At 69.0% G+C, this 22,958-nt stretch carries 21 protein-coding genes and 1 tRNA gene; 13 read left to right on the plus strand and 9 right to left on the minus strand.

What is annotated here, in order from left to right:
- The first annotated feature begins 9 nt into the window (after positions 1-9).
- Complete coding sequence (locus tag AB4Y94_RS08855; protein ID WP_441727366.1) at positions 10-1,560, plus strand: NAD(P)/FAD-dependent oxidoreductase; 1,551 nt, start codon at positions 10-12, stop codon at positions 1,558-1,560.
- 47 nt (positions 1,561-1,607) lie between these two features.
- Positions 1,608-1,681 (plus strand) — tRNA-Leu (locus tag AB4Y94_RS08860).
- 115 nt (positions 1,682-1,796) lie between these two features.
- Here AB4Y94_RS08860 and AB4Y94_RS08865 read toward each other — a convergent pair.
- Positions 1,797-2,723 carry a Ppx/GppA phosphatase family protein gene (locus tag AB4Y94_RS08865; protein WP_441727367.1) on the minus strand — a complete coding sequence of 309 codons (927 nt, stop codon included), beginning with the start codon at positions 2,721-2,723 and terminating at the stop codon, positions 1,797-1,799.
- Positions 2,724-2,752: 29 nt separating this feature from the next.
- Positions 2,753-4,936 (minus strand): hypothetical protein, encoded by a 2,184-nt coding sequence (locus tag AB4Y94_RS08870; RefSeq protein ID WP_441727368.1) that lies wholly within the window; start codon positions 4,934-4,936, stop codon positions 2,753-2,755.
- A gap of 287 nt (positions 4,937-5,223) precedes the next feature.
- Here AB4Y94_RS08870 and AB4Y94_RS08875 point away from each other — a divergent pair, with 287 nt between their 5' ends.
- The 4 genes from AB4Y94_RS08875 to AB4Y94_RS08890 are packed head-to-tail and all read left to right on the plus strand — an operon-like array spanning position 5,224 to position 10,488.
- A complete protein-coding gene (locus AB4Y94_RS08875) occupies positions 5,224-6,381 on the plus strand; it encodes an MFS transporter (RefSeq protein ID WP_441727369.1) in 1,158 nt (385 codons plus the stop codon).
- On the plus strand, positions 6,381-7,628 hold the full coding sequence (locus tag AB4Y94_RS08880) for an alanine racemase (RefSeq protein ID WP_441727370.1): 1,248 nt from the start codon (positions 6,381-6,383) through the stop codon (positions 7,626-7,628). The genes AB4Y94_RS08875 and AB4Y94_RS08880 overlap by 1 nt, the downstream gene beginning before the upstream one ends.
- Positions 7,625-8,959 (plus strand): D-arabinono-1,4-lactone oxidase, encoded by a 1,335-nt coding sequence (locus tag AB4Y94_RS08885; RefSeq protein ID WP_441727371.1) that lies wholly within the window; start codon positions 7,625-7,627, stop codon positions 8,957-8,959. The genes AB4Y94_RS08880 and AB4Y94_RS08885 overlap by 4 nt, the downstream gene beginning before the upstream one ends.
- A gap of 50 nt (positions 8,960-9,009) precedes the next feature.
- Positions 9,010-10,488, plus strand: coding sequence for a glycoside hydrolase family 1 protein (locus AB4Y94_RS08890; RefSeq protein WP_441727452.1), 1,479 nt, complete (start codon positions 9,010-9,012; stop codon positions 10,486-10,488).
- A gap of 623 nt (positions 10,489-11,111) precedes the next feature.
- On the opposite strand, the gene AB4Y94_RS08895 is transcribed toward AB4Y94_RS08890, so the two are convergent.
- From AB4Y94_RS08895 to AB4Y94_RS08905, 3 genes are read right to left on the minus strand one after another with little or no spacing between them, the layout of a single operon-like run.
- Complete coding sequence (locus tag AB4Y94_RS08895; protein ID WP_441727372.1) at positions 11,112-11,846, minus strand: ABC transporter permease; 735 nt, start codon at positions 11,844-11,846, stop codon at positions 11,112-11,114.
- Positions 11,843-12,658, minus strand: coding sequence for an ABC transporter ATP-binding protein (locus AB4Y94_RS08900; RefSeq protein WP_441727373.1), 816 nt, complete (start codon positions 12,656-12,658; stop codon positions 11,843-11,845). Before AB4Y94_RS08900 ends, AB4Y94_RS08895 begins: the two co-directional genes overlap by 4 nt.
- Before the next feature lie 39 nt (positions 12,659-12,697).
- Positions 12,698-13,378 carry a TetR/AcrR family transcriptional regulator gene (locus tag AB4Y94_RS08905; RefSeq protein WP_441727374.1) on the minus strand — a complete coding sequence of 227 codons (681 nt, stop codon included), beginning with the start codon at positions 13,376-13,378 and terminating at the stop codon, positions 12,698-12,700.
- Positions 13,379-13,531: 153 nt separating this feature from the next.
- Between AB4Y94_RS08905 and AB4Y94_RS08910 the strand changes: the two genes are divergently transcribed.
- Together AB4Y94_RS08910 and AB4Y94_RS08915 are read left to right on the plus strand one after the other, a co-directional pair.
- On the plus strand, positions 13,532-14,098 hold the full coding sequence (locus AB4Y94_RS08910) for a LemA family protein (protein ID WP_441727375.1): 567 nt from the start codon (positions 13,532-13,534) through the stop codon (positions 14,096-14,098).
- Positions 14,099-14,110: 12 nt separating this feature from the next.
- Complete coding sequence (locus tag AB4Y94_RS08915) at positions 14,111-14,998, plus strand: M48 family metalloprotease (RefSeq protein ID WP_441727376.1); 888 nt, start codon at positions 14,111-14,113, stop codon at positions 14,996-14,998.
- 91 nt (positions 14,999-15,089) lie between these two features.
- Here AB4Y94_RS08915 and AB4Y94_RS08920 read toward each other — a convergent pair whose 3' ends face one another.
- A complete protein-coding gene (locus AB4Y94_RS08920; protein ID WP_441727377.1) occupies positions 15,090-16,430 on the minus strand; it encodes a winged helix-turn-helix domain-containing protein in 1,341 nt (446 codons plus the stop codon).
- Between the two features lie 71 nt (positions 16,431-16,501).
- Here AB4Y94_RS08920 and AB4Y94_RS08925 point away from each other — a divergent pair, with 71 nt between their 5' ends.
- On the plus strand, positions 16,502-17,806 hold the full coding sequence (locus tag AB4Y94_RS08925; protein WP_441727378.1) for an AI-2E family transporter: 1,305 nt from the start codon (positions 16,502-16,504) through the stop codon (positions 17,804-17,806).
- Positions 17,799-19,031 (plus strand): threonine ammonia-lyase, encoded by a 1,233-nt coding sequence (gene ilvA / locus AB4Y94_RS08930; RefSeq protein WP_441727379.1) that lies wholly within the window; start codon positions 17,799-17,801, stop codon positions 19,029-19,031. Before AB4Y94_RS08925 ends, ilvA begins: the two co-directional genes overlap by 8 nt.
- A gap of 115 nt (positions 19,032-19,146) precedes the next feature.
- Here ilvA and greA read toward each other — a convergent pair whose 3' ends face one another.
- A complete protein-coding gene (gene greA / locus AB4Y94_RS08935) occupies positions 19,147-19,638 on the minus strand; it encodes a transcription elongation factor GreA (RefSeq protein WP_441727380.1) in 492 nt (163 codons plus the stop codon).
- A 103-nt stretch (positions 19,639-19,741) separates the two neighbouring features.
- Positions 19,742-20,143 (minus strand): DUF4307 domain-containing protein, encoded by a 402-nt coding sequence (locus AB4Y94_RS08940; protein WP_441727381.1) that lies wholly within the window; start codon positions 20,141-20,143, stop codon positions 19,742-19,744.
- Between the two features lie 112 nt (positions 20,144-20,255).
- Between AB4Y94_RS08940 and mca the strand changes: the two genes are divergently transcribed.
- Positions 20,256-21,104 (plus strand): mycothiol conjugate amidase Mca, encoded by an 849-nt coding sequence (gene mca / locus AB4Y94_RS08945; protein ID WP_441727454.1) that lies wholly within the window; start codon positions 20,256-20,258, stop codon positions 21,102-21,104.
- A complete protein-coding gene (locus AB4Y94_RS08950; RefSeq protein ID WP_441727382.1) occupies positions 21,101-21,325 on the plus strand; it encodes a hypothetical protein in 225 nt (74 codons plus the stop codon). The genes mca and AB4Y94_RS08950 overlap by 4 nt, the downstream gene beginning before the upstream one ends.
- 40 nt (positions 21,326-21,365) lie before the next feature.
- Here the strand turns inward: AB4Y94_RS08950 and trhA are convergent, their stop codons facing one another.
- Positions 21,366-22,082, minus strand: coding sequence for a PAQR family membrane homeostasis protein TrhA (gene trhA / locus AB4Y94_RS08955; protein WP_441727383.1), 717 nt, complete (start codon positions 22,080-22,082; stop codon positions 21,366-21,368).
- A gap of 90 nt (positions 22,083-22,172) precedes the next feature.
- Between trhA and AB4Y94_RS08960 the strand changes: the two genes are divergently transcribed.
- Positions 22,173-22,958, plus strand: a complete 786-nt coding sequence (locus AB4Y94_RS08960) for an isoprenyl transferase (RefSeq protein ID WP_441727384.1) — start codon at positions 22,173-22,175, stop codon at positions 22,956-22,958.

Consider the following 22,958-nt stretch of genomic DNA (forward strand, 5'->3'; position numbering starts at 1 on the left):
CTTCTAATCGTGCCCAGAATTCTCATCGTTGGCGGCGGCTATGCCGGTTTTTACACTGCGTGGAAGCTGGAGAAGTGGCTCCGACCGGGTGAGGCCGACGTCACAATGGTTGATCCGTTGCCCTATATGACGTACCAGCCGTTCCTCCCAGAGGTCGCGGCGGGATCAATCGACCCCCGCCACGCGGTTGTCGCCCAGCGGCGGCACCTCAAGACGACCAACGTCATCACGGCCAAGGTCACAAACGTGAACCACGCTGAGAAGACTGCAACCATCACGCCGCCAGACGGTGAGCCATGGGAGTTCGAGTACGACATCGTCGTCGTCACTGCCGGGGCCGTGTCGCGCACCTTCCCGATCCCCGGCGTGGCTGACCAGGCCGTCGGCCTCAAGACCATCGAAGAGGCCGTGTACATTCGCGACCGCGTACTTACCAACTTCGACAAGGCGGCGCAGCTGCCGGCCGGCCCCGAGCGGGACCGCCTGCTCACCTTCGCCGTTGTCGGTGGCGGGTTCGCCGGGATCGAGATCTTCGCCGAACTCCGCTCGTTCGCGAGTTCGCTGTTGAAGCGGTACCCGGAGATCAGTTTCGAAGACACCCACTTCCACCTGATCGAGGCGATGGGCCGCATCATGCCCGAGGTGTCGCTGCCCACCAGCCACTGGGTGATCAACAACCTCGCCCAGCGCGGCGCGCAGATCCACCTCGACACCCAGCTCACCTCTGCCGTCGACGGCAAGGTCGAACTGTCCACCGGTGTGAGCTTCGAGACGGACCTCATCGTCTGGACCGCCGGTGTGATGGCGAACCCCGCCATCGTGCGGCACACCGACCTTCCGATCGAGGAGCGGGGCCGCCTGTTGGTGCGCTCCGACCTCCGCGTCGGCACCGAGGACGACATCGTCGAGGGCGCCTGGGGCGCCGGCGATGTCAGCGCCGTGCCCGACCTCAGCGGCGGCGGAGTCGGCGGCTTCTGTGTGCCGAACGCCCAGCACGCCGTGCGCCAGGGCAAGCTGATGGCGAAGAACATCGTCGCCGTCATCCGCGGCGAAGGCCCCAAGGAGTACGTGCACAAGAACCTCGGCGCCGTCGCCGGCCTCGGCGTCGGATACGGCGTGTTCCAATCCGGCAAGATCGCCATCAAGGGCGTGCCGGCATGGATCGCACACCGTGGCTACCACGGCCTGGCCATGCCGAGCTGGGAGCGGAAGCTCCGCGTCATCATCGGCTGGGTGGCCAACTTCTTCCTTGGCCGCGACATCGTGTCGCTGGCCGCGGTTGAGCACCCGCGCGCCGCCTTCGTCGAGTTCGCGGCCCGGCCGAAGCCCCCGGCTCCGGTCGAGGTGTCCGCCGGGTCGACAGCCGCGCCGGCCCGTGGGGCAGTCGCAGCCACAGCGGTGAAACCCCCGGTGAAGCGCGCGCCCCGGAAGACCCCCGCCAAGGCCGTGACCGGTCCCGCCGCCCAGTCTGAAGCTCCCGCCGCGACCCCGGAGGCACCGTCCACCGCAGACGAAACCGCGGCCGAGCGGGTCTCGGAAACGGTGACCGCTCACAAGTAGTCGCTCGCCAGCCCCTACGCTTGAAGCGTTCGACTCACCTCGAACGCGCCCCCATAGCCCAACCGGCAGAGGCGGACGACTTAAAATCGTTACAGTCTGGGTTCGAATCCCAGTGGGGGCACAGACAGGCACAGACACAGGGGCACAGACGCGGAGCCGCAGGCACCGGGGCGCAGGCGCGCTCGCGCTGGGCGCATCCGCTGCCCATCCCGCCATGATCAAGCGGGTGCCCCGGATCAGCCCAGCCGGTCGAGGTAGCGCAGGATGATGCCCTCGCGCATCGCCCAGGGCGACACCTCGAGTTCCCGTACGCCGAACGCCGCCATCGCCTCGGTGAGCACAATGCCTCCGGCGACGATCTGGAACGTGCGGTCGACGGTGATGCCCGGCAGGGCGGGCCGGGCGTCGGCCGGGATCCGCGCCAGTCGCGGCACCCAGTCCTCAAGCTGGGAGCGTCGCAACATCATCCGGTCGGCCGACCCCACGCCATCCTGGGTGGACCCGGCGAGCCTCGCCAGCGAACGGATGGTCTTCGACGACCCCACAACGTGGTGCGGGGCGGGAAGTCCGGTGAACTCGCCGACGGCCGTCGCGAGGAGCTCCGACGCGTGCGCCCGGAGACTCCTGACCTCGTCGTCCAGCGGCGGGTCATGATGCAGGAAGTTCAGGGTGGAGCGGCCGGCCCCCAGCGGGATCGACAGTGCCACCTCGGGATTCTCATTCGCGCCGGAGGAGATTTCAAGTGAACCCCCGCCGATGTCGAAGACCAGAATGTTCTCCGCCGACCAGCCGTACCACCGTCGCACGGCGAGGAACGTCAACCGGGCTTCATCCTCGCCGGAGAGCACCAGCAAATCGACGCCGGTCCGTTCCTTGATCAGCTCCAGCACGGCCGGCCCGTTGGCGGCCTCCCGAAGCGCGGACGTGGCGAACGGCAGGAGCTCCTCGACGCCCAGACGTCGCGCGACCGCCGCCGCATTCGTCACGGCCGCAAGGATCGCGTCGACGCCTTCATCGTTGATGGCGCCGTCTGCGGTGAGATAGCGCATGAGGCGCAGCACGGCCTTGTCGGAGGCCTCCGGGATGGGCGGGGCGCCCGCCCGCGCATCGACGACCAACAGGTGGACCGTATTCGAACCGACATCAAGAACTCCGAGGCGCACGCTCCGACGATACCCCTCGCCACAACGAGTCAGCGCAAGGCCGGCACCACGAACCGTTGCCAGGCCCAGGTGCCGACGCTGAGCGCGGCGAACGCCGCAGCGGCCACCCACAATAGCGTTCCGGCCCCGTTGTGCCAGTCCAGGACCGACGGGGACAGCACGATGAACAACATCGCGAAGGCCAGCACCGTGAGGCCGGCCCAGATCGGTGGCGACCAGGCGAGTACCCCGCGTCCGCTGGTGCGACCGACGGGGATGAGCACCAGCACCGCCGACCCGATCGCGGTGAGGACGACGGTGTTCGTCACCTCCGCGACGAGGGCAGCCGCGAACCCGCCGGACGCGGACGACGAGTCCGACGCGAACAGGGGCACCGCCCCAAGCGCGAGCCAGCCGACCAGGGCCAGGGCGAGAAGGCTCGCCGCCCGCACCGCCGCCAATTGCCCGCGGACGGCAGCCGTCGGTATCTGCGTCACGGCCACGCTGCCGAGCAAGCCGAACAGCAGCGCCGGGTGCAGGTCGAAGACCCGGGAGCCGAGCGCCGTCACCGCCACCAGCAGCAGGTAGCGAGGCAGGAACGAAACGGATGCCGCGACCCGGAGAACGCGGGTGCTCCACCACCAGGGCACCAGCGTCGCGACCGCGTTCACCAGGCCGAGCGCGATCACGACGGCCACGAGTAACCGGAGGTACGCCGGCTGGTCGGAGACCGGCCCGGACAGCACGACCAGGGCGGCGGCCGCAATCAGGGCCGCCGGGGCCACCAGGGCCCGGCTCACCCGGAACTGCGGGGCCGTCTCGAATTCCTCCCGGGCACGGTTGCGGCCGGTCAGCTGCGCCGGATGCCAGCGCCGCCGTCCGGCCATGGCCCGGGAGAGCGTTCCGGCGAGCAACCGAGCCGGAATGGCGAACAGCACGAGAGCGCCGAGCGCCAACACGAGGGCCTGCTGCCATGGGAAGGCCCCCGCGTCACCGGGTGGGAGGACGGCGGCGGTGAACCGGGTCGGATCGCTCCATCCGCCGGGGTCCTGCGGCCGGTTCGGACCCGCGCCGCCCGCGGCCGGCGGCTGGGTTGCCGACGGCGGCGATGTGGGGGGGCCCGCCTGGCCGGCTGAAGGCGGCGGGCCGCCCTGGCTCGGGCTTTGACTGGGACTCTGGCTCGCGCCCTGGCTCGGCGTTGACCCGCCCGTTGGGGCACCTGTGGTCGGCTCTGGCGTGACAGTCGCGGTGGGTTCCGCTCCATAGAGAACGGTGATCGGCTCGGATCCGGGACTCGCGTTCCCCGCGGCATCCTGTTGCAGCGCGATCACCGCATAGCTGCCCGCCGCGACCTCCGAGCCGGAGCAGCTCCAACGCCCGTCAGCCACCGGGGTGGTGCACACGGAGTAGGGACCGGCGAACACGGTGACGGTCGCCCCGTCCTCGCCGGTGCCGGAGTATGTCGTCGCCCCCAGCGGCACGTGGGCGCCAGTGACCGGTGCGGTCACGATCGGCGGCGCGGGCGTCGTCACATCGAAGCGGATGACGACCGGTTGGCTGTCGTTCGATGAACTGGGGGAGATGTCATCCGACTGCTGGCGGGCCGTCACCCGCGCGTCGCCGTTCGAGACCCCGGAAACGGTGCACGCCCAGGCTCCCGAGCTGTCTGCGTCGGTGGTGCAACCGCGGCCGCCCGTCACTGTGACGGTGACGGATGCGCCTGGATACCCGATTCCGCGCAGCCGGCCGTCCGAGAACGGCTGCCCGCTGGCACCGCCGGTCACGGTGGGCGGACCGAGTATCGGCACGGTGATCGAGTCGCCCAGGCCGGCATTCCCGGAGACCACGACTCGCAGGGTGACCGCGGGTCCACTCGGCAGCGGTCCGGCGGTGCAGCTCCAGGCCGTGGTGCCGTCGGGGGCGATGATGCAGAGCGGATCGTGGCCGGGGACCGGGGAGAGGAGCTGGACCGCCTGGTCGGCGGCGCGCGTGCCGGAGACGACCGTGCTGGTGAGGCCGACGAATGTGCGGTCGGGCGGCGAGGTGATCTCGGGTGAACCGGAAGCGGCACTCGGTGTGGATGTGGCCGGCGTGCGCTCCGCCGGCATTGGCTCGGGCGTCGTCGCCGCCCGGGCGCCGGGAGCCACAGAACCCAACAGCACGGCCAGGACCGCCGCGGCGAAGGCGAGGCCCAGAATGGCTGCCCGGAAACGTTTCGCTGTCGCCAGCGACACCTGCCCCACGCTACGAGTCACGAGCACCACACCCCCAACCCCCATTTCACGGGCCAGGCCGGGCAATGTCAACCTCCGGGGCGGGTAGTCGTGACAAAGCGTCATATTCGTTATCGTCCTGAGATCTGGCCATGGTGCATACTGGCTCCGGCCGGGGCGTGGACTCGGCCGGTTGAGGAGGTGCCCGCATTCTGATCACGACCGGCGTCGGCGTTTTCGCCGAACCAACCACGCGTGTACCCGGTCGGTGGATCGCGGCCTTCGCGACAGCCTGGCTCGGGATCTGGATGGCGCAGCTCACCCCGGTTCAGCTGCTGTTGCCCGCCCAGATCGATCGAAAGCTCCACCCGGAGCACTGGGTGGACAGCGTCGTCGCGTTCGGGATCATCTCGGGGATCGCCGGGCTGTGCGCCATCGTCGCCTTCCCCCTCACCGGTGCGCTCTCCGACCGCACCACCTCCCGGTTCGGCCGGCGACGCCCGTGGATCGCCGGCGGCACAGCCCTGTTCGCCCTTTCGTTGCTGCTGCTCGGAGTACAGGGCAGCCTGTTCGGAATCGGCCTGTGCTGGGCGCTCACCCTCACCGGGTTCTGTGTGCTGAGCGCAGCGCTCACCGCGACCATCTCCGACCGGGTACCGGTGGACCAGCGCGGCTACGTCTCCGGATGGCTGTCTGCCCCGCAGGCGATCGGCATCATCCTGGGGCTGGTGCTCGTGACCACGCTGTTCACCAGCACCCTCGGCGGGTACGCCGTCGTCGCCGTTCTGCTGGTGCTGCTGGTCATCCCGTTCCTGTTCCTGCCCGACGCCGTGCTCCGGCCGGACCAACGCGCCCCCGTCACCGTCCGCGGCATCCTGGGGAGCCTGTGGATCAGTCCCCGCGACTATCCGGACTTCGGCTGGACTCTGCTCAGCCGGGTGCTGGTCAACTTCGGCAACGCATTCGGAACCACGCTGCTGCTCTACTTCCTCATGTTCGGCCTGCACGACGCCAATGCCGAGGACGACCTCATCCTGCTCACCCTGATCTACATGGTGTTCGTCATCCTGGCCTCCCTCGTCCTCGGCCGGCTGAGCGACAGGCTCGGCCGGCGCAAGGCGTTCGTATTCGCCGCGTCCGTGCTGCAGGGCGTCGCGGCTCTCCTGCTCGCCTTTGTTCCCGAGCTCACGGTGGCGATGATCGCCGCTGGCATCCTCGGCCTCGGCTACGGTTGTTTCCTCTCGGTCGACCAGGCCCTCGCCACCCAGGTGCTCCCGGACCCCGCCGCCCGCGGAAAGGACCTCGGCATCATGAACATCGCCACCGCCGTGCCGCAGGCGATCGCGCCGCTGCTCGGCGCGCTCACCGTCGCGGCGATCGGCGGATTCCACGGCCTGTTCCTGCTCTCCGCGCTGTTCGCATTCGCCGGCGCACTCGCCGTGGCCAGGGTGAGGTCGGTGCGCTGATGACGCTCGACCTCGGCCTCGCTCCTGCAACCACCACAACGGATGCCGCGCCGTGGCTCGACCCCGCCCGTTACTGGCCCGCACTCACTCATGCCACCATCCACCTGGACACCCCGGTCGCCGCGGTGCACCTCGGTGCCCTCCGCCACAACACCCGCGACCTGCTCGCCCGCGCCGCGGGCACCCCGATCCGGGTTGCCACCAAGTCGCTTCGGGTTCGGAGCGTGATCGAAGCGATCCTCGCCGTTCCCGGTTACCGCGGTGCCCTGGCGTACACCCTCGCCGAAGCACTATGGCTGGCCACATCCATCGACGACGTCGTCGTGGCCTACCCGACGGTCGACCGTGGCGCTCTCGAACGCCTCGCCACCTCGCCGCAACTGGCCGCGCGGGTCACCCTCATGGTCGACGACGTCGCCCAGCTCGACGTGATCGACGCCGTGCTGCCGCCCGGCCGACGCGAAACCCTCCGGGTGTGCCTGGAACTTGACTCGTCGTGGGATGCCCCGGTGCTCGGGCACCTCGGCGTCTGGCGGTCCCCGGTGCACACGCCGGAACAGGCGCGGGCGCTCGCCATCGAGATCGTGTCGCGCCCCGGGTTCGCCCTCGTGGGGATGATGGGCTACGAGGCGCAGATCGCCGGCATCGGCGATCGACCCCGGAAACCCGGCGGCGCACCCCTCACCCGGTGGATGCGGCAGCGATCGATCACCGAACTGGCGGCCCGGCGAACGGCGGCAGTCGCCGCCGTTCGAGAAGTCGCCGACCTGGAATTCGTCAACGGTGGTGGAACCGGGTCCATCGAGAGTACGCGGGCCGACCCATCCGTCACCGACATCGCCGCCGGCAGCGGCTTCTTCGGCGGCCACCTGTTCGACCACTACGCGAGCTTCACTCCGGCGCCGGCTGCGGCGTTCGCGTTGTCCGTGGTGCGGAAACCGTCGCCGGAGACGGCGACGCTCCTCGGCGGCGGCTGGATTGCGTCGGGTCCGCCCGGCACCGACCGGCTCCCGAAGCCGGTCTGGCCGGAGGGCATGAAACTGGTGCCGCGGGAGATGGCGGGCGAGGTGCAGACGCCGGTCACCGGCACGGCCGCCGCCGGCCTCGCGGTCGGCGACCGGGTCTGGCTGCGGCATACCAAGTCCGGGGAGCTCAGCGAACACGTCAACACCGTCGCGATCGTGGACGGCGACCAGGTGGTCGACACCGTGCCGACCTACCGGGGTGAAGGGAAAGCGTTCCTGTGACGGCGACCGGTGCCGTGTGGCAGAACTGGAGCCGCACCGTCGAAGTGCAGCCACGCCGCATCGAACGACCCGCCACCCGGGAGGCGGTGCAGCGCGCGGTGATCGCTGCCGGGCGGGCCGGGCTGCCGATCAAGGCGGTCGGCGCCGGGCACAGCTTCAACGGCATCGCGCTCGCACCGGGTGTACAGCTCGACCTGCACGACCTCGGGCTCAGCGGTGACTGCGCCGGCGGCCTTCTCGCGGTCGACGCCGAACGCCGCCGGGTCACCCTCGCCGCCGGTACCCCGTTGCACCGCCTCCCTGCCCTGCTGGCTCCCCACGGGCTCGCGCTCACCAACATGGGCGACATCGACCGGCAGACCATCGCCGGCGCCACCTCCACCGGCACGCACGGAACCGGCGGTAGCTTCGGCGGACTCGCCACCCAGATCACCTCCCTCACCCTCGTCACCGGCGACGGCTCACTGCTCACCGTCAGCGACACCGAGAATGCCGAATTCCTGCCCGCCGCGCGGCTCGGTCTCGGCGCGCTCGGCGTCATCGTGGACATCACCATCCAGTGCGTTCCCGCGTTCCTGCTGCACGCGGTGGAGGCGGCCGAGCCGCTCGATGGCGTCCTCGAGGACTACCTCCGCCGTTCGGCGGCGCACGACCACTTCGAGTTCTATTGGTTCCCGCACACCGGCAGCGCTCTCACCAAGACGAACACCCGGCTTCCCGCCGACTCCGTACGCGCGCCGCTCAGCCCGCTGGCCCGCTGGTTCGAGGACGAGGTCCTGGCCAACGGCGCCTACCGCGCCACCTGCGCGATCGGCGCCGCCCTCCCCGCCCTCGTGCCCCGGTTCAGCCGGCTGGCCGAGCGGCTCTCCGGTCGGCGCGACTACACGGATGCCTCGCCTCGGGTGTTCGTCACCAACCGAACGGTCCGCTTCCGTGAGATGGAGTACGCGTTGCCCCGGCACGCCGTGCCGGCCGCGTTGCGCGAGGTGCGCGCGCTGATCGAGCGCCGCGGCTGGCGCATCTCATTCCCGATAGAAGTGCGCTCCGCCGCCGCCGACGACCTCTGGTTGTCCACAGCCCACGAGCGCGAAACCGGCTACGTAGCGGTACACCGCTACGCCCGGGAGGACCCGGCCGAGTACTTCGCGGCGGTCGAGGCGATTATGCGCGGGCACGACGGACGCCCACACTGGGGGAAGATGCACAACCTCGACGCCGGCACGCTCCGCGACCTGTACCCACGGTTCGACGACTTCCGTATGGTGCGAGACCGCCTCGACCCGGAGCGTCGCTTCGGTAACAGCTACCTGGAAAGAGTCCTCGGCCCGTGAGCACGAGCAGCACCCGCAGCACCAACCCGTCCAACGGTCGGCCCACCGCCGTGGCCTCCCGAGCCTGGCAGCACCGGACGAACGAGCTCGGCGACCTGATCCCGTCCGGGTTCCAGGTCGGCGTCGCCACCGCCGCGTTCCAGATCGAGGGCGCCGCGCGGGAAGGCGGCCGGGGCGAGTCGGTCTGGGACGCGTTCTCGGCCCAGCGCGGACGGATTCTGGACGGCTCGAACGCATCCGTTTCAACCAACCATTTCCACCGCTACGCCGAAGACGTCACACTGATGCGCGAGCTCGGAGTGGATGCCTACCGGTTCTCGTTCGCGTGGCCACGGCTGCAGCCCGACGGCCGCGGCGCGCTGAACCGCAACGGGATCGCGTTCTACGACCGGCTGCTCGACCGGCTGCTCGACGCCGGGATCAGCCCGATGGCCACCCTGTTCCACTGGGACACCCCGCTGGCCCTCCGCGGCGGCTGGCTGAATCGCGACACGGCGCTCCGCTTCGGCGACTACGCGCACGAGGTCGGTGCCGTCTTCGGCGACCGCATTGACGCGTGGGTGACGATCAACGAACCGGCGACGGTGATGCTGAACGGGTACGCGCTCGGTGTGCACGCGCCGGGAGACACGCTGCTGTTCGACGCGCTGCCGACCGCGCACCACCAGCTGCTCGGGCACGGCCTGGCCGTGCAGGGACTGCGGGCAGCGGATGTGCGCGGCCGGGTCGGCATCGCCAACGTGCACTCGCCGGTGGAGCCGGCCGGGGACCGCGAAGAGGACCGGGTGTTCGCCGAATTGTTCGACGTGCTGCACAACCGGATCTTCGCCGACCCGGTGTTGCTCGGTCGGTATCCGGAGCTGCCCGAGTTCGCGAAGGAACTCCGCCCGCTGGCCGAGGTGGACCCGGACGACCTCAGCACCATCCACCAGCCCCTCGATTTCTACGGCCTGGGCTACTACATGCCCTCGCGGGTCGCAGCGGGCAGCGGCGGGACCGCGGGCCCCGACGGTGGGACGCCCGTCCTGGCGAGGCTGCCATTCCACCTCGAGCCGTTCCGCGAGTTTCCCCGCACCGGTTTCGGCTGGCCGATCGCCCCGGAGTACCTCGCCGTCTCGCTTCAGGAACTTCGAGATCGATACGGAAAGGCACTGCCACCGGTATACATCACCGAGGGCGGGGCGAGTTTCCCTGACACGGCCCCGGGCACGGGCACCGGCACGGGCGCCGTCGCCGGTAAACGGGGCGACCACCCCCAGCGCGGTGAGCGCACCGAGGTCAGTGATGTCGACCGGGTCGACTACCTGGCCGAGCACGTGACGGCGGCACTGGCATCCGTTTCCCCCGGCGGATCAGCCGAGGGCGTTGACCTGCGCGGCTATTTCGTCTGGTCGCTGCTCGACAACTTCGAGTGGGCCGCCGGATACACCCAGCGCTTCGGCCTGGTCCGGGTGGACTTCACCGACCAGGCTCGCACCCCGAAACTCTCGTATCGCTGGCTGCAGAAGGTCCTCGCCGCGCGCTCCTGACCCCGGCGTCGTTCACTCGGCGTGGCCGCGCGGGGATGGCGCGCCCTCGGTACCCAAAGTCCCGCCGGGCACCCGGTATCCCGTTGGGCACCCGATATCCCGTCGGGCACCCGATTTCCCGTCGGGCGCCCGAAATCGCGCGCGCCCGGCGCACTATCGCGCGCCCACGCTTCCTCGCAGCCCATCTTTGGGTTCACGGCCCAGGTATACGCGCCCGCCCCGAACACAAAGGTGAGCCGCGACGCGCGCGGCGGCGAAACGGCGACCACGTCACGCTGCGACCCTCCCACTGGGTCCGGATGCCGCGCCGGGCACCCGATATCCCGTCCGGCACCCGAAATCCCGCGCGCCCGGCGCACTATCGGGTGCCCGGCGCACTATCGCGCGCCCGGCGCCCGAGACGGCGCCCGAGACGGCGCGCGCGGCGCCCGAGACCGTGCCTGGCGCCCGAGATCGCGCGCGCCCGGCGCACTATCGCGCGCCGGGCACCCGAAATCCCGTCCGGCACCCGAAGTCCCGCCGGGCACCCGAAGTCCCGTCCGGCACCCGAAATATCGCGCGCCCGGCACACTATCGCGCGCCGGGGGCGGGAGACGGGCCGACCCTGGCGAATCCCGCGCGGGTCAGGGGGTGCGGCGGCGCAGCGTGATCGAACCCAGGACGACGGCGCCGACGATCCAGGCGAGGATGATCAGGAGTTCGCCGCCGATGTACGCGGCATCCTCCGAGTCGGCCGCCACCGCTTGCAGCGCGTTGATCGCGTGCGACAGCGGCAGCCAGTCGCTGATGTCACGCAGCACGTCGGGCAACTGCTCGCGGGGCAGGAAGATGCCGCCGAGCAAGATCTGCGGGAACACCAGCAGTGGCATGAACTGCACCACCTGGAACTCCGTGTTGGCGAACGCGCTGGCGAGCAACCCCAGCGTGGTTCCGAGTATCGCGTCGGCGACGGCCACCGCCAGGAGCAGCCAGATCGAGCCGGCAATCTCCAGGCCGCACACCCAGACGGCAAAGCCCACGGCGACCGCCGACTGCGCAATGGCCAGCAGACCGAACGCCAGTGTGTACCCGAGGATCAGGTCGCCCTTGCCGAGCGGCATCGACAGCAGCCGCTCGAGCGTGCCCGTGCGCCGCTCTCGCAGCGTGGTGATGCTGGTCACCAGGAACATCACGATGAACGGGAACAGGGCGAGAATCGCCGGTCCGATGACATCGAACACCGGAGTGTCGGAGAAGATCCACGCCACCAGTCCCACCAGCAGGCTCGGCACGATCAGCAGCAGCACGATCGTACGCGGGTCGTGGCGGATCTGGGTGAGGATCCGCCCGGTGGTGGCCAGGGTGCGCTGCGGGTTCATGAGCGGATGCCGTCGATTCCGCCTGCAACGTCCCCGCCGCGGGGTCCGCCGGCTCGCTCGCCGCCCGCGTCGCCATCCGGCGTGTCAGGCAGCGGATGCCGTCCGATCAGTGCCAGGAACGCCGCCTCGGTGTCGGCAGTGCCGGTCGCCTCCAGCAAGCCGTTCGGTGTGTCATCGGCCAGGATCTCGCCGTCCCGCATCAGCAGCAGCCGGTCGCACCGGTTCGCCTCGTCCATCACGTGGCTCGACACGAAGATGCTGGTGCCGGCCTCCGCCAGAGCGTGGAACAGCCCCCACAGTTGCACCCGCAACACCGGGTCGAGGCCGACGGTGGGCTCGTCCAGCACCAGAAGCTCGGGGGAGCCGAGGAGGGCGCCGGCCAGCGACACCCGGCTCAGCTGCCCGCCGGACAGCGACCCGGCAAGCTGGCCGGCCTGGCCCGCCAGGTCGGTCGCTTCGATCACGCGGTCGACGTCGCTCCGGGGAGCGCCGAGCACGGAGCAGAAGTACTGCAGATTCTGTCGCACGGTGAGGTCGTCGTACACGCTCGACCCCTGCGTGACGTAGCCGACCCGGCGGCGAAGGGACGCGCTGCCGGCGGGTTTGCCGAGCACCGTCACGGTGCCGGACTGGACGACCTGTACGCCGACGATGGAACGCATCAATGTGGACTTGCCGCATCCGCTCGGGCCGAGGAGGCCCACCACGCCGCCGCGCGGGACGGCCAGGCTCAGGCCGTGCAGCACCGGCCGCTTGCCGCGGCGAACGCGCAAGTCTTCGACCAGCACCGCCGGGGCCAATTTATTCACCATGTGATGAATTATTCGCTCGGCGACGACGCGTGTCAAGGGTCAGCGGCGGGGAAGCTCCGGGGCCGGTTTCAGCGCTTCGCCGGGGGAGTAGCCGACGAGGTGCCACTGCAGGACGGGCCCGAGGCGGGCCACCAATTCATCGACCGGGGCGCTTGCGATCGGCTCGATCTTGAGCACGTACCGGGTCATGATCAGGCCGACCACCTGCGAGGCGGCGAGTGCGGCCCGCAGGTCCGCGTCCGGCCCGCCGACACCCTCCGCGATTCGGTGCAGCACTTCCCGGACCAGGAACTCACGGAGCATCCGGGTGGCCGGATTGTGCCCGATCGCGGTGCGCAGGACCAGGGCGATGCGTTTCTGCGCGGCGGGGGAGGCCAGCTCGGTGAGCACGTACCGGGCGACGCTCTCGCCGACCTGGTCGCGTGGGCCGGCCAGGATGCCCGGCACCACCCGGTCGGGACGGAACGGCGCATGGATGGTCTCGGCGAACAGGTCGCGCTTGTCCTCGAAGTAGTGGTGCACGAGGGCCGGGTCGACCCCGGCGCGCCGGGCGATCGCCCGGAGCGAGGAGGCCTCGTACCCACGCTCGGCGAACTCGTCGGCCGCGGCCTTGAGGATGGTGGCGCGGGCGTCGCCGGCCGTCGATCCGCGCGGGCGGCCCCGCGAGCGGCCGCGCGGCTCGGCGGCGGGGGGTTCGGCGTCCGCTCGCAACTCGCTCATACTCAGAGCCTACGACCGCGGCGGGGTGTGAGATCGGCCGGGTTTAGCTTGGAGTGTCATGGGAAGCGGGTGGGAGCGCGCGGGCCGCCGCTAAGCTTAACCCCGCACCCACAGGGCCATTCCGGCCTGCCCAAGTACAAGGAGTTCGCTGCCATGGAATGGCTCATCCCGGTTCTCATCGTTGTCGCGCTTGTTGTAATCATCGGCATCTACCTCTGGGCGACGTACAACTCCCTGGTGACACTCAATGTGCGCGTCGATGAGGCGTGGAGCGACATCACCGTGCAGCTCAAGCGTCGCGCCGACCTCATTCCGAACCTGATCGAAACGGTCAAGGGCTATGCCGCGCACGAGCGCGGCGTGTTCGAGAACGTCACCAAGGCGCGCGCCGAGACGCTGTCCGCGCAGGGACCGGCGGAGGCATCCGTCGCTGAGAACCACATGCAGACCGCGCTGAAGAGCATCTTCGCCGTCGCCGAGGCCTACCCGCAGTTGCAGGCCAGCCAGAACTACCTGCAGCTGCAGGCGGAACTGGTGGACACCGAAGACAAGATCCAGGCCTCGCGGCGGTTCTACAACGGTGGGGTGCGCGAGCTGAACACTAAGATCAAGGTGTTCCCGAACCACATCTTCGCGCGCAACCTCGGTTTCACCGAACGGGACTTCTTCGAGGTCTCCGACTCCGCAGCCATTGCGGAGCCACCGCGCGTCCAGTTCTAACGGCAGGCGCACATGTATAGCGCGATTGCGCGGAACAAGCGCAACACCGTCTTCATCATCATTTTCTTCCTGGTGTTCATCGGTGGGCTGGGGTGGCTGGCCAATGCCGTGTACGGCCGGGGCGGCTATGGGATCCTGGTCACCACGATCGTGATCGCGGTCCTGTACGCGGTGTTCCAGTACTTCATGGCCGGCCGCCAGGCGGTGGCCATGGCCGGCGGGATCAGGATCAACAGCAAGGCCGACCACCCGCGGCTCTGGCGCACGGTGGAGAACCTCTCGATCACCACCGGCACGCCGATGCCCGAGATCTACGTGATCAGCGACCCGGCGCCGAACGCGTTCGCCACCGGGCGCGACCCCGAACACGCCGTCGTGGCCGCCACCACCGGGCTCCTCGAGATCATGGACGACTCCGAGCTCGAGGGCATCATGGCCCATGAACTCGGCCACGTGCGCAACTACGACATCCGGGTCTCGCTGATCGTGTTCGGCCTGGTCGTCGCCGTCGGGTTCATTTCCGACATGTTCCTGCGGATGGCGTTCTTCGGCCGCAACAACAATAACCAGGGCGGCAACCCGGTCGTGCTGGTGTTCGGCCTGGTCGCCATGGTCGTCGCGCCGCTGGTGGCCAGCATGGTGCAGCTGGCCGTGTCCCGGCAGCGCGAGTACCTCGCCGACGCCACCAGCGCGATGACGACGCGGCACCCGGACGCCCTGGCCAGCGCCCTGGCGAAGCTGGAGACCTACGGCCGCCCGATGCGCAGGCAGAACACCTCGATGTCGCACCTGTGGATCGCCGACCCGCTGAAGCCGGGCGTGATGAGCCGCCTGTTCAGCACCCACCCGCCGATTGCGGACCGCATTGAGCGCCTGCACACGATGGGCCGTACTTTCTAGCCCGGTGGTCGAACCTGCGATGCCCTGAGCCTGCGGTGCCCTGAGCCTGTCGAAGGGTCGAAGGGCCGAAGGGTCGAGACCCCGGCGGCGGCTACGACGCGGCGACTTCGGCAGCGAGCCCGTCGGCGAGGTTCCCACGCGGTGCGACCACGATCTCGCCGAGGCCCTGCCAGTCCGCGGTCTCCCGGAGAACGGATGCCAGTTGCTCGGCCGTGTCCGCCGGCGCGCCGGGCTCCGCCCAGGCGGCTTGCACCTGCAGCACCCCGTTCTGCCGGTCGTTCTTCAGGTCGACCCGTCCCACGATCGTGTCGCCGAGCAGCACCGGGAGCACGTAGTAGCCGAACACGCGTTTCGGCTCGGGCGTGTAGATCTCAATCCGGTAGCGGAAGCCGAACATCCGCTCTGCCCTCGCTCGCTCCCAGACCACCGGGTCGAACGGCGACAGCACGGTTGCGGCGTCAATCCGGCGGGGGAGGCGGGCATCCCGGTGCAGCCAGGCATCGCCGGGGGCAGCGTTCCGGCCCCAGCCCGGCACTTCGACGCGAACCAGTTCGCCGGACTCTTCCAGCTCCCGGATCGCGACCAGGGTCGGTTCGGTCTTCAGCCGGAAGTAGTCGGTGAGGTCCTTGGCCGTGCCGATGCCGTGGGCGCGCGCCGACCGGCTGACCAACTCCCGGTGGGCGTCTTCGCGGGACACGGCGCGGTCCAGGAGCGTCCGGGGCATCGCCTGCTCCGGAAGGGCATAGACCCGTTCAAACCGCTGGCGTCCGGCGCTGACCACGTCGCCCCAGCGGAACAGTACCTCGAGCCCGGTCTTCACCTCCGACCAGCCCCACCACGGGCCGCTGCGCTTGTTGGCGTCGTGTTCGATGGCGCTGGCCGGCATCGGCCCGTTCGCGACCAGCTCGGCGCGCAGCCAGTCCAACATCGGCTGGTTCGCGTTTGCCCAGTGCCCGGCATCGCCGGCGTGACGGTTACGGAAGTCCTGCATCCGCCACCGGAACAACGGCCACGCCTCGAGCGGCAGGAACGACGCCTCATGTGCCCAGTATTCGGTGAGCCGGGCCGTACTCCCGTAGGTGAGCCGGTCGAGCTGCGCCTTGTCGTAGGATCCCAGGCGGCTGAACGCCGGCATGTAGTGGCTCCGCTCGAACACGTTGACCGAGTCGATCTGCAGGAGGCCCAGACGCTGTACCAGCGCATCCAGCTGACGGATGCCGGGCTGAATGGTGCGGGGCTGAGTTGTGCGGCGCTGGGCGGTGCCGGGCCTACTGCTGTCTGGCTGACGGATGCCGGCCTGGACCGTGCCGGCCTGGCGGATGCCGAGCGAGGCATCCGTTTCGGCATGCGTTCTCGCTGTCGGGCGTCGGCCGAAGCCTTGCGCCGCGAGCGCGATGCGGCGGGCAAGGGCGGGAGAGATCGTCTGGGCCATCGGATCGAGCGTAGCGTCACCCGCCGACACCGCGTCCCAGCGGCGGCAGGGACCGGTCTTAGACTGATTCTGTGACGAACACCTCGGGAAAGTCAGGCTGGAGCAGGCTGTTCGGCGGACGCAGGAGCGTCTCGGAGCCGGTGGTGACGCCGCGCGCGCCGGAGAACCTGCCGCCCGGTCTGCGGCTGGCCGGCGCCTGGTCATGGCGGCTGCTGGTCATCGGCGCCGCGATCGCGGCCTTCCTGTTCCTGGTCGTGCAGCTGCGGTTGATCGTGATTCCGCTCCTGGTGGCAGTCCTGGTCTCCGCCCTGCTGGTACCGCTGGTTTCATTCCTGGTGCGGCATAAATGGCCGAAAGCCCTTGCGGTCGCCGTGGTGATGGTGGGAACGCTCGCGGTCGTCGCCGGCCTGATCACCCTCGCCAGCACCCAGATCGCCAACGGGGCAAGCGGGTTCAGCTCTCGTCTCAACGATTCCTTTGAGAGCTTCAAGGACTTCCTGCTCACCTCGCCGTTGCACCTGACCGAGGCGCAGATCAACGATTACGTGGCCCAGGCCTGGTCGGCGCTCCAGACCGACAGTGCGGTCTTCGTCAGCGGGGCGCTCTCGGTCGGAACCTCGATCGGGCACCTGCTCGCCGGGCTCCTGCTCACGCTGTTCAGCCTGCTGTTCATCCTCATCGACGGCAAAGGCATCTGGGCCTGGATCGTGCGCCTGTTTCCGCGTCGCGCACGCGCGGCGGTGCATGGTGCCGGTGTCGCCGGCTGGGCGACTCTGGGCAACTTCGCCAAGGTGCAGATCCTCGTCGCCACCATCGACGCCATCGGTATCGGGGTGGGAGCCGCCATCATCGGTGTTCCGCTGGCCATCCCCATCGGCATCCTGGTGCTCCTCGGCTCGTTCATCCCGATCGTCGGTGCTGTCGTGACCGGCGCGGTGGCGGTTGTCCTCGCACTGATCTTCCTCAGCCCGGTGCACGCGCTGATCATGCTCGGAGTGGTGCTGCTGGTCCAGCAGATCGAGGGCCACGTCCTGCAGCCGCTGATCATGGGAACGGCGGTGAAGGTGCATCCGCTCGCCGTCGTCCTCGCCGTCGCCGCAGGATCCCTGGTCGCCGGCATCCCGGGTGCCCTGTTCGCTGTACCGATCGCGGCGGTGCTGAACGTCATGACCAACTACATTTCCCGCGGCACCTGGCGTGCCGGCCTCCCGGCAGCGGATGCCGGCCCGGCGTCGCCGATCTGGCAGACGGTCCCGCAGCGGCCCGGCTTCCGCCGCGAGACCACGGTCGTCGTCTCGCCCGTCGCCGGCGGCGCGCCCACGCCGGGACTCATCCACCCCACCACGACCCGTCCAGAAAGCCCGCTCCATGACTGAAACCATCGTCGGCCCCACCCTGGCCGACATCGAGGCCGCGCGCGTGGTCGTCTCCCGAGTCGCACAGGTCACTCCGATGGAGAGCTCGCGGTATCTGGAAGAGGTGCTCGGCGCCCCGGTGTTCCTCAAGTGCGAGAACCTGCAGCGCACCGGCTCGTACAAGATCCGTGGCGCCTATAACCGGCTCTCCCAACTCACCGCGGAGGAACGGGCACACGGCGTGGTGGCGGCGTCCGCTGGGAACCACGCCCAGGGCGTGGCGTTCGCCGCGCGCGAGCTGGGCATCGCGGCCACCATCTTCATGCCGGTCGGTGTCGCCTTGCCGAAACTGCAGGCGACCCGCGACTACGGCGCCCAGGTGGTACTTCGCGGCCACACCGTGACCGAGCCGCTCCTGGCGGCCGCCGCGTACGCGGAGGAGACCGGTGCCATCCTCATCCCGCCGTTCGACCACCCTGATGTGGTCGCCGGGCAGGGCACCCTGGGCCTGGAGATCCTTGACCAGGTTCCCGGCGTGCAGACCGTGGTCATCCCGATCGGCGGGGGCGGACTCATCGCCGGGGTCGCCAGCGCCCTCAAGCAGCGTGCGGCACGTGAGGGTCGCAGCATTCGCGTGATCGGCGTGCAGGCCGCCAACGCCGCCGCCTACCCGCCCTCGCTGGAGGCGGGCGAGGCCGTCGAGATCACGATCCTGCCGACCATCGCCGACGGCATCGCGGTCGGCAAGCCGGGGCTGCTGAACTTCGACATCATCAAGGATGTCGTCGATGAGATCGTGACGGTCAGCGAAGACGACACCGCCCGGGCGCTGCTGGTGCTGCTGGAGCGCGCGAAGCTCGTCGTTGAACCGGCCGGAGCGGTGTCCGTCGCCGCCATCCTGGCCGGGAAGGTGCCGTCGGACGGGACGACGGTCGCCATCCTGTCGGGAGGCAACATCGACCCGCTGCTCATGCAGCGCGTGATCAGCCACGGCCTCGCGGCATCAGACCGCTACCTCACCCTGCGGATAATGCTGCCCGACCGCCCCGGCCAGCTCGCGCGCATCGCCGAGTTGCTCGCGGAGGCGCAGGCGAATGTGATCGAAGTGCTGCACACCCGCCACGGCGCCGGGCTGCAGTTGACCGAGGTCGAGATCGACATCAGCGTGGAGACCCGGGGCCCGGATCACCGCCAGCAGGTGGTCGATGTGCTCCGCGCGGCCGGCTACGACCCCCAACTCGACTAGCCCTCCCACCCTGTACGCGAAAACGCACTTGTTGGGGTTATCACGTGCTCATAACCCCAACAAGTGCGTTTTCGCGAGCGGATGCGCGCGAGCGGATGCGCGCGTGCGGCGCGTGCTACTTGCCGGTGAAGGTCTCGACCTTGGAGATCGACACGGTGATCTCCTTGCCGTTGGGCGCGGTGTAGCTGGTCTTCGCGCCGACCTTGAGTCCGATGATGGCCTCGCCGAGCGGGCTCTGCTCGCTGTAGACGTCGAGGTCGCTGGCGCCGGCGATCTCGCGGCTGCCGATCAGGAAACGGGTCTCGTCGCCCGCGATCGTGGCGGTGATGACGGTGCCGGGCACGACGATGCCCTGGCTCTCCGGGGCGGCGCCGACTTCGGCGGTGCGCAGTAGCTGCGTGAGCGTGCGGATGCGCGCCTCCTGCTTGCCCTGCTCCTCCTTGGCCGCGTGGTAGCCGCTGTTCTCCTTGAGGTCGCCCTCTTCGCGGGCGGACTCGATCTTCCGGGTGATGTCTTCGCGCCCGGTGGTGCTGAGGGTCTCCAGTTCCGCCGTGAGGCGGTCAAAGGCCTCCTGGGTCAGCCAGGTGACCGTAGTTTCGGTGGTCATGGACATTCTCCTCTTGTGCTGGATTCGACTGCTGGTTCCGGCCCTCACGAGCCCGCAGATATAGCCAACGCCCCGACGAGCACGTCAGGGCGAATACGTCAGTCTAGGTCAGCCAGCACCGGTAAATCAAGCCCGTCGTGCTCAGCTCACTGGTTCGGAGGTCGACCGTGAAGGTGCGGGTGAACTTCTTCGACGGAGGCAGGTCGATAACTTTCCAGCCCACCACGGTGAAGGACTGATTCAACGCTTGCACCGCGCAGCTCATCGCCGTGTCGGTGGGGGCTGACACCTCGGAGTCGATGCTGATCAGATTGTCGTCGACGATGGTGTAGCCCAGGTCCCGGGTCTCGATGACGGGCTTACCGGCGTCGAGCCCCGCCCAGACCACCCAGGCCCCGAAGACCACGACGAACACGCAGGCGAGGATCCACAGGACGGTCCGGTCCCGTTTCTTGTGGTTGCGGCTTCTGCCGTATCGGGTATCGAGGTCGCTGCTCACTGCCACTGCCACTGCCACTGCACACTCACGACGGGCGACTCCACACTCACGGTTCAACGATTAGGCTGGCATTCAAGGCTATCTGGCATTCGTGAGGAGTTCGGTGACACTGCGACTAATGGCGGTGCACGCCCATCCCGACGACGAGTCGAGCAAGGGCGCTGCCACGTATGCCTACTACCGGAGCAAAGGCGCCGAGGTGACAGTGGTCAGCTGCACCGGCGGCGAACGCGGCAGCATCCTGAACGAAGCGGTGGCCGACCGCGCCATGGCCGAACGCGACATCGCAGGCCTCCGCCGCCGTGAGATGGCGGCGGCGCAGGGGCATCTCGGTGTCGACCACCGCTGGCTCGGGTACGAGGATTCCGGCATGAATGACGACGGGTCGGTCCCGGCGAACTCGTTCGCCGACATCCCACTCGAGATCTCCGCCGAACCGCTGGTGCGTCTGATCCGGGAACTCCGGCCGCACGTACTCGTGACCTACGACGAGAACGGCGGCTACCCGCACCCCGACCACATCCGCTGCCACCAGGTGTCCGTTGCCGCCTACCGCGCCGCTGCCGACCCGGAGCAGTACCCCGAGGCCGGCGCGCCGTGGCAGATCGACAAGCTGTACTACGACCGCATCTTCAACCTCGAGCGGGTCGACGCCATGTTCCTCGAGCTCAGCGTGAAGGAGCCGGACTCTGCGCTGCTGGAACCGCTCGGCGAAGCGCGCGAATGGATGAAGGACTACCCGAAGCTCGCCACCACGCATGTGCCGATCGGCGACTTCCTCGAGGCCCGGGATGCGGCGCTCCGCTCGCATGCCAGCCAGGTCGCTCCCGACAGCAGCTTCTTCTTCTGGCCGAACGCCCTGATCCGCGAGGCGTGGCCGTACGAAGACTTCCAGCTCATCGAATCGAAAGTGAACACCGTCATGCCAGAGTCAGACCTCTTCGCCGGGATCGAGGACAACGGATGACGTACGTCCTCGGTTTGATCCTCGCGACCACGCCGCCGCCTGACGACACCGTCACGCCGGGGCCGGTCGGTTTCCTCGCGATCTTCTTCGTCGCCATCGCGGTCGTTCTGCTCGGGCTGGACATGGTCCGCCGCATCCGTCGCACCACCTACCGCGCCGAGATCCAGGAGCGGCTGAAGAACGAGCAGGCCGCACAGAACGGCGACGACCGCCTGGAGTAGGCCGCCCGCGCCAGGGGCGAACCTCAGGACCAGGGGTAGCTCAGGGATAGAGCGGATGCGTCGCGATCAGCAGGATCGCGGTCCAGTGGCAGAGGAACGCCACCACCGTGAGGGTGTGGAAGATCTCATGGAACCCGAACACGCCCGGCAGGGGATTGGGCCGCTTGAACCCGTAGACCACGGCGCCGACGCTGTAGCAGAGGCCCCCGATCAGGATCAGCGTCATCATCAGGGCGTCAGCCTGGAAGAAGTCGACGATGAACATGATCGCGCCCCAGCCCATCAGCAGGTACAACGGCACGTAGAGCCAGCGGGGAGCGCCGATCCAGAACACCCGGAACGCGATGCCCAACAACGCGCCCGCCCACACCAGGGTCAGCAAGAGGGTCGCCTTCGCGGGCGGGAGGGCGAGCACCGTGATCGGTGTGTATGACCCCGCGATCAACAGGAAGATGTTCGCGTGGTCGAATCGTTTGAGCATGACTTTTGCGCGGGGGCTCCAGTTCACCCGGTGGTAGAGCGCTGAGACGCCGAACAGGAGCATCGAGCAGAGCACGAAAACGGCGCAGCTCCAGGTGGCGGCAGGGCCGTCGGCGGCGACCAGCAGCACGATCCCGGCGATGATCGTCACCGGGAAGGTGCCGGCATGGATCCAGCCGCGCCAGGTGGGCTTGACGTCGACCGGATGGTCGACGACGTCCTCCACCAGCGGCAGGTTCGGGATGTCGTGCTCGGGGCTGACGGCGTTCTCGTTCATCGGGTGTACCGGCTCATGAAGCAACCCTATGACAGCCGCCTGCTTCGGTGCGGTGCGTGCAACCCGGCCGGAGTGGACTAGCGTAATCGTGTGCAGAAGCGGCAGGTTCCCCTCGGGCGCGGCATCCTCTACGGGGTCTACCAGCGCCGGCTGCGTCGCGGGCTGAAACCGGAGACCATGCCGCGGCACGTGGCCATGATCATCGACGGCAACCGCCGTTGGGCGCGCCAGCTGGGATTCAACTCCGCCGCGCACGGTCATCGGGCCGGCGCCGCCAAGATGCGCGAATTCCTCGAATGGTGTGACGACCTCGGGATCTCGGTTGTGACGCTGTACCTGCTCTCGTCCGACAACCTCACCCAGCGGCCGGCCCGTGAACTCTCCGACCTGATCGAGATCATCGCCGGACTCGCCGAGGAGCTCTCGCACTACCGCAACTGGCAGGTGCAGCAGGTCGGGTCGAAGAAGGGCCTGCCGGAGCCCCTGGTCGCGGCCCTCGACGCGGCCGACGCCCGCACCGCAGGCAAGACCGGAATGCACGTGAACCTCGCGGTCGGCTACGGCGGCCGCACCGAGATCACGGATGCGATGCGCAGCATCGTCGCGACGCACCACGCCCACGGCGGGACGCTCGAAGACCTCGCCGAGACACTCACGCCCGAGCTGATCGGCCAGCACCTCTACACCGGTGGCCAGCCTGACCCGGACCTGGTGATCCGCACCTCGGGTGAGCAACGCCTGTCCGACTTCATGCTGTGGCAGAGCGCGCACAGCGAGTTCTACTTCGTGGAGGCGCTCGGACCCGACCTGCGGCAGGTCGACTTCCTCCGGGCCCTGCGCGATTTCGCCCGGCGCCAACGCCGCTACGGAGGCTGA

Origin of the sequence: Glaciibacter sp. 2TAF33 (assembly GCF_052114945.1) — a bacterium.
Classification (GTDB): domain Bacteria; phylum Actinomycetota; class Actinomycetes; order Actinomycetales; family Microbacteriaceae; genus Cryobacterium.

Coding starts and splice junctions, on each gene's coding strand:
- AB4Y94_RS08910 (WP_441727375.1), top strand. CDS start 13,532: ATGGAATGGCTCATCCCGGTTCTCATCGTTGTCGCGCTTGTTGTAATC.
- AB4Y94_RS08905 (WP_441727374.1), bottom strand. CDS start 13,378: ATGAGCGAGTTGCGAGCGGACGCCGAACCCCCCGCCGCCGAGCCGCGC.
- trhA (WP_441727383.1), bottom strand. CDS start 22,082: ATGAACGAGAACGCCGTCAGCCCCGAGCACGACATCCCGAACCTGCCG.
- AB4Y94_RS08950 (WP_441727382.1), top strand. CDS start 21,101: ATGACGTACGTCCTCGGTTTGATCCTCGCGACCACGCCGCCGCCTGAC.
- AB4Y94_RS08920 (WP_441727377.1), bottom strand. CDS start 16,430: ATGGCCCAGACGATCTCTCCCGCCCTTGCCCGCCGCATCGCGCTCGCG.
- ilvA (WP_441727379.1), top strand. CDS start 17,799: ATGACTGAAACCATCGTCGGCCCCACCCTGGCCGACATCGAGGCCGCG.
- AB4Y94_RS08915 (WP_441727376.1), top strand. CDS start 14,111: ATGTATAGCGCGATTGCGCGGAACAAGCGCAACACCGTCTTCATCATC.
- greA (WP_441727380.1), bottom strand. CDS start 19,638: ATGACCACCGAAACTACGGTCACCTGGCTGACCCAGGAGGCCTTTGAC.
- AB4Y94_RS08895 (WP_441727372.1), bottom strand. CDS start 11,846: ATGAACCCGCAGCGCACCCTGGCCACCACCGGGCGGATCCTCACCCAG.
- mca (WP_441727454.1), top strand. CDS start 20,256: ATGGCGGTGCACGCCCATCCCGACGACGAGTCGAGCAAGGGCGCTGCC.
- AB4Y94_RS08900 (WP_441727373.1), bottom strand. CDS start 12,658: ATGGTGAATAAATTGGCCCCGGCGGTGCTGGTCGAAGACTTGCGCGTT.
- AB4Y94_RS08875 (WP_441727369.1), top strand. CDS start 5,224: ATGGCGCAGCTCACCCCGGTTCAGCTGCTGTTGCCCGCCCAGATCGAT.
- AB4Y94_RS08880 (WP_441727370.1), top strand. CDS start 6,381: ATGACGCTCGACCTCGGCCTCGCTCCTGCAACCACCACAACGGATGCC.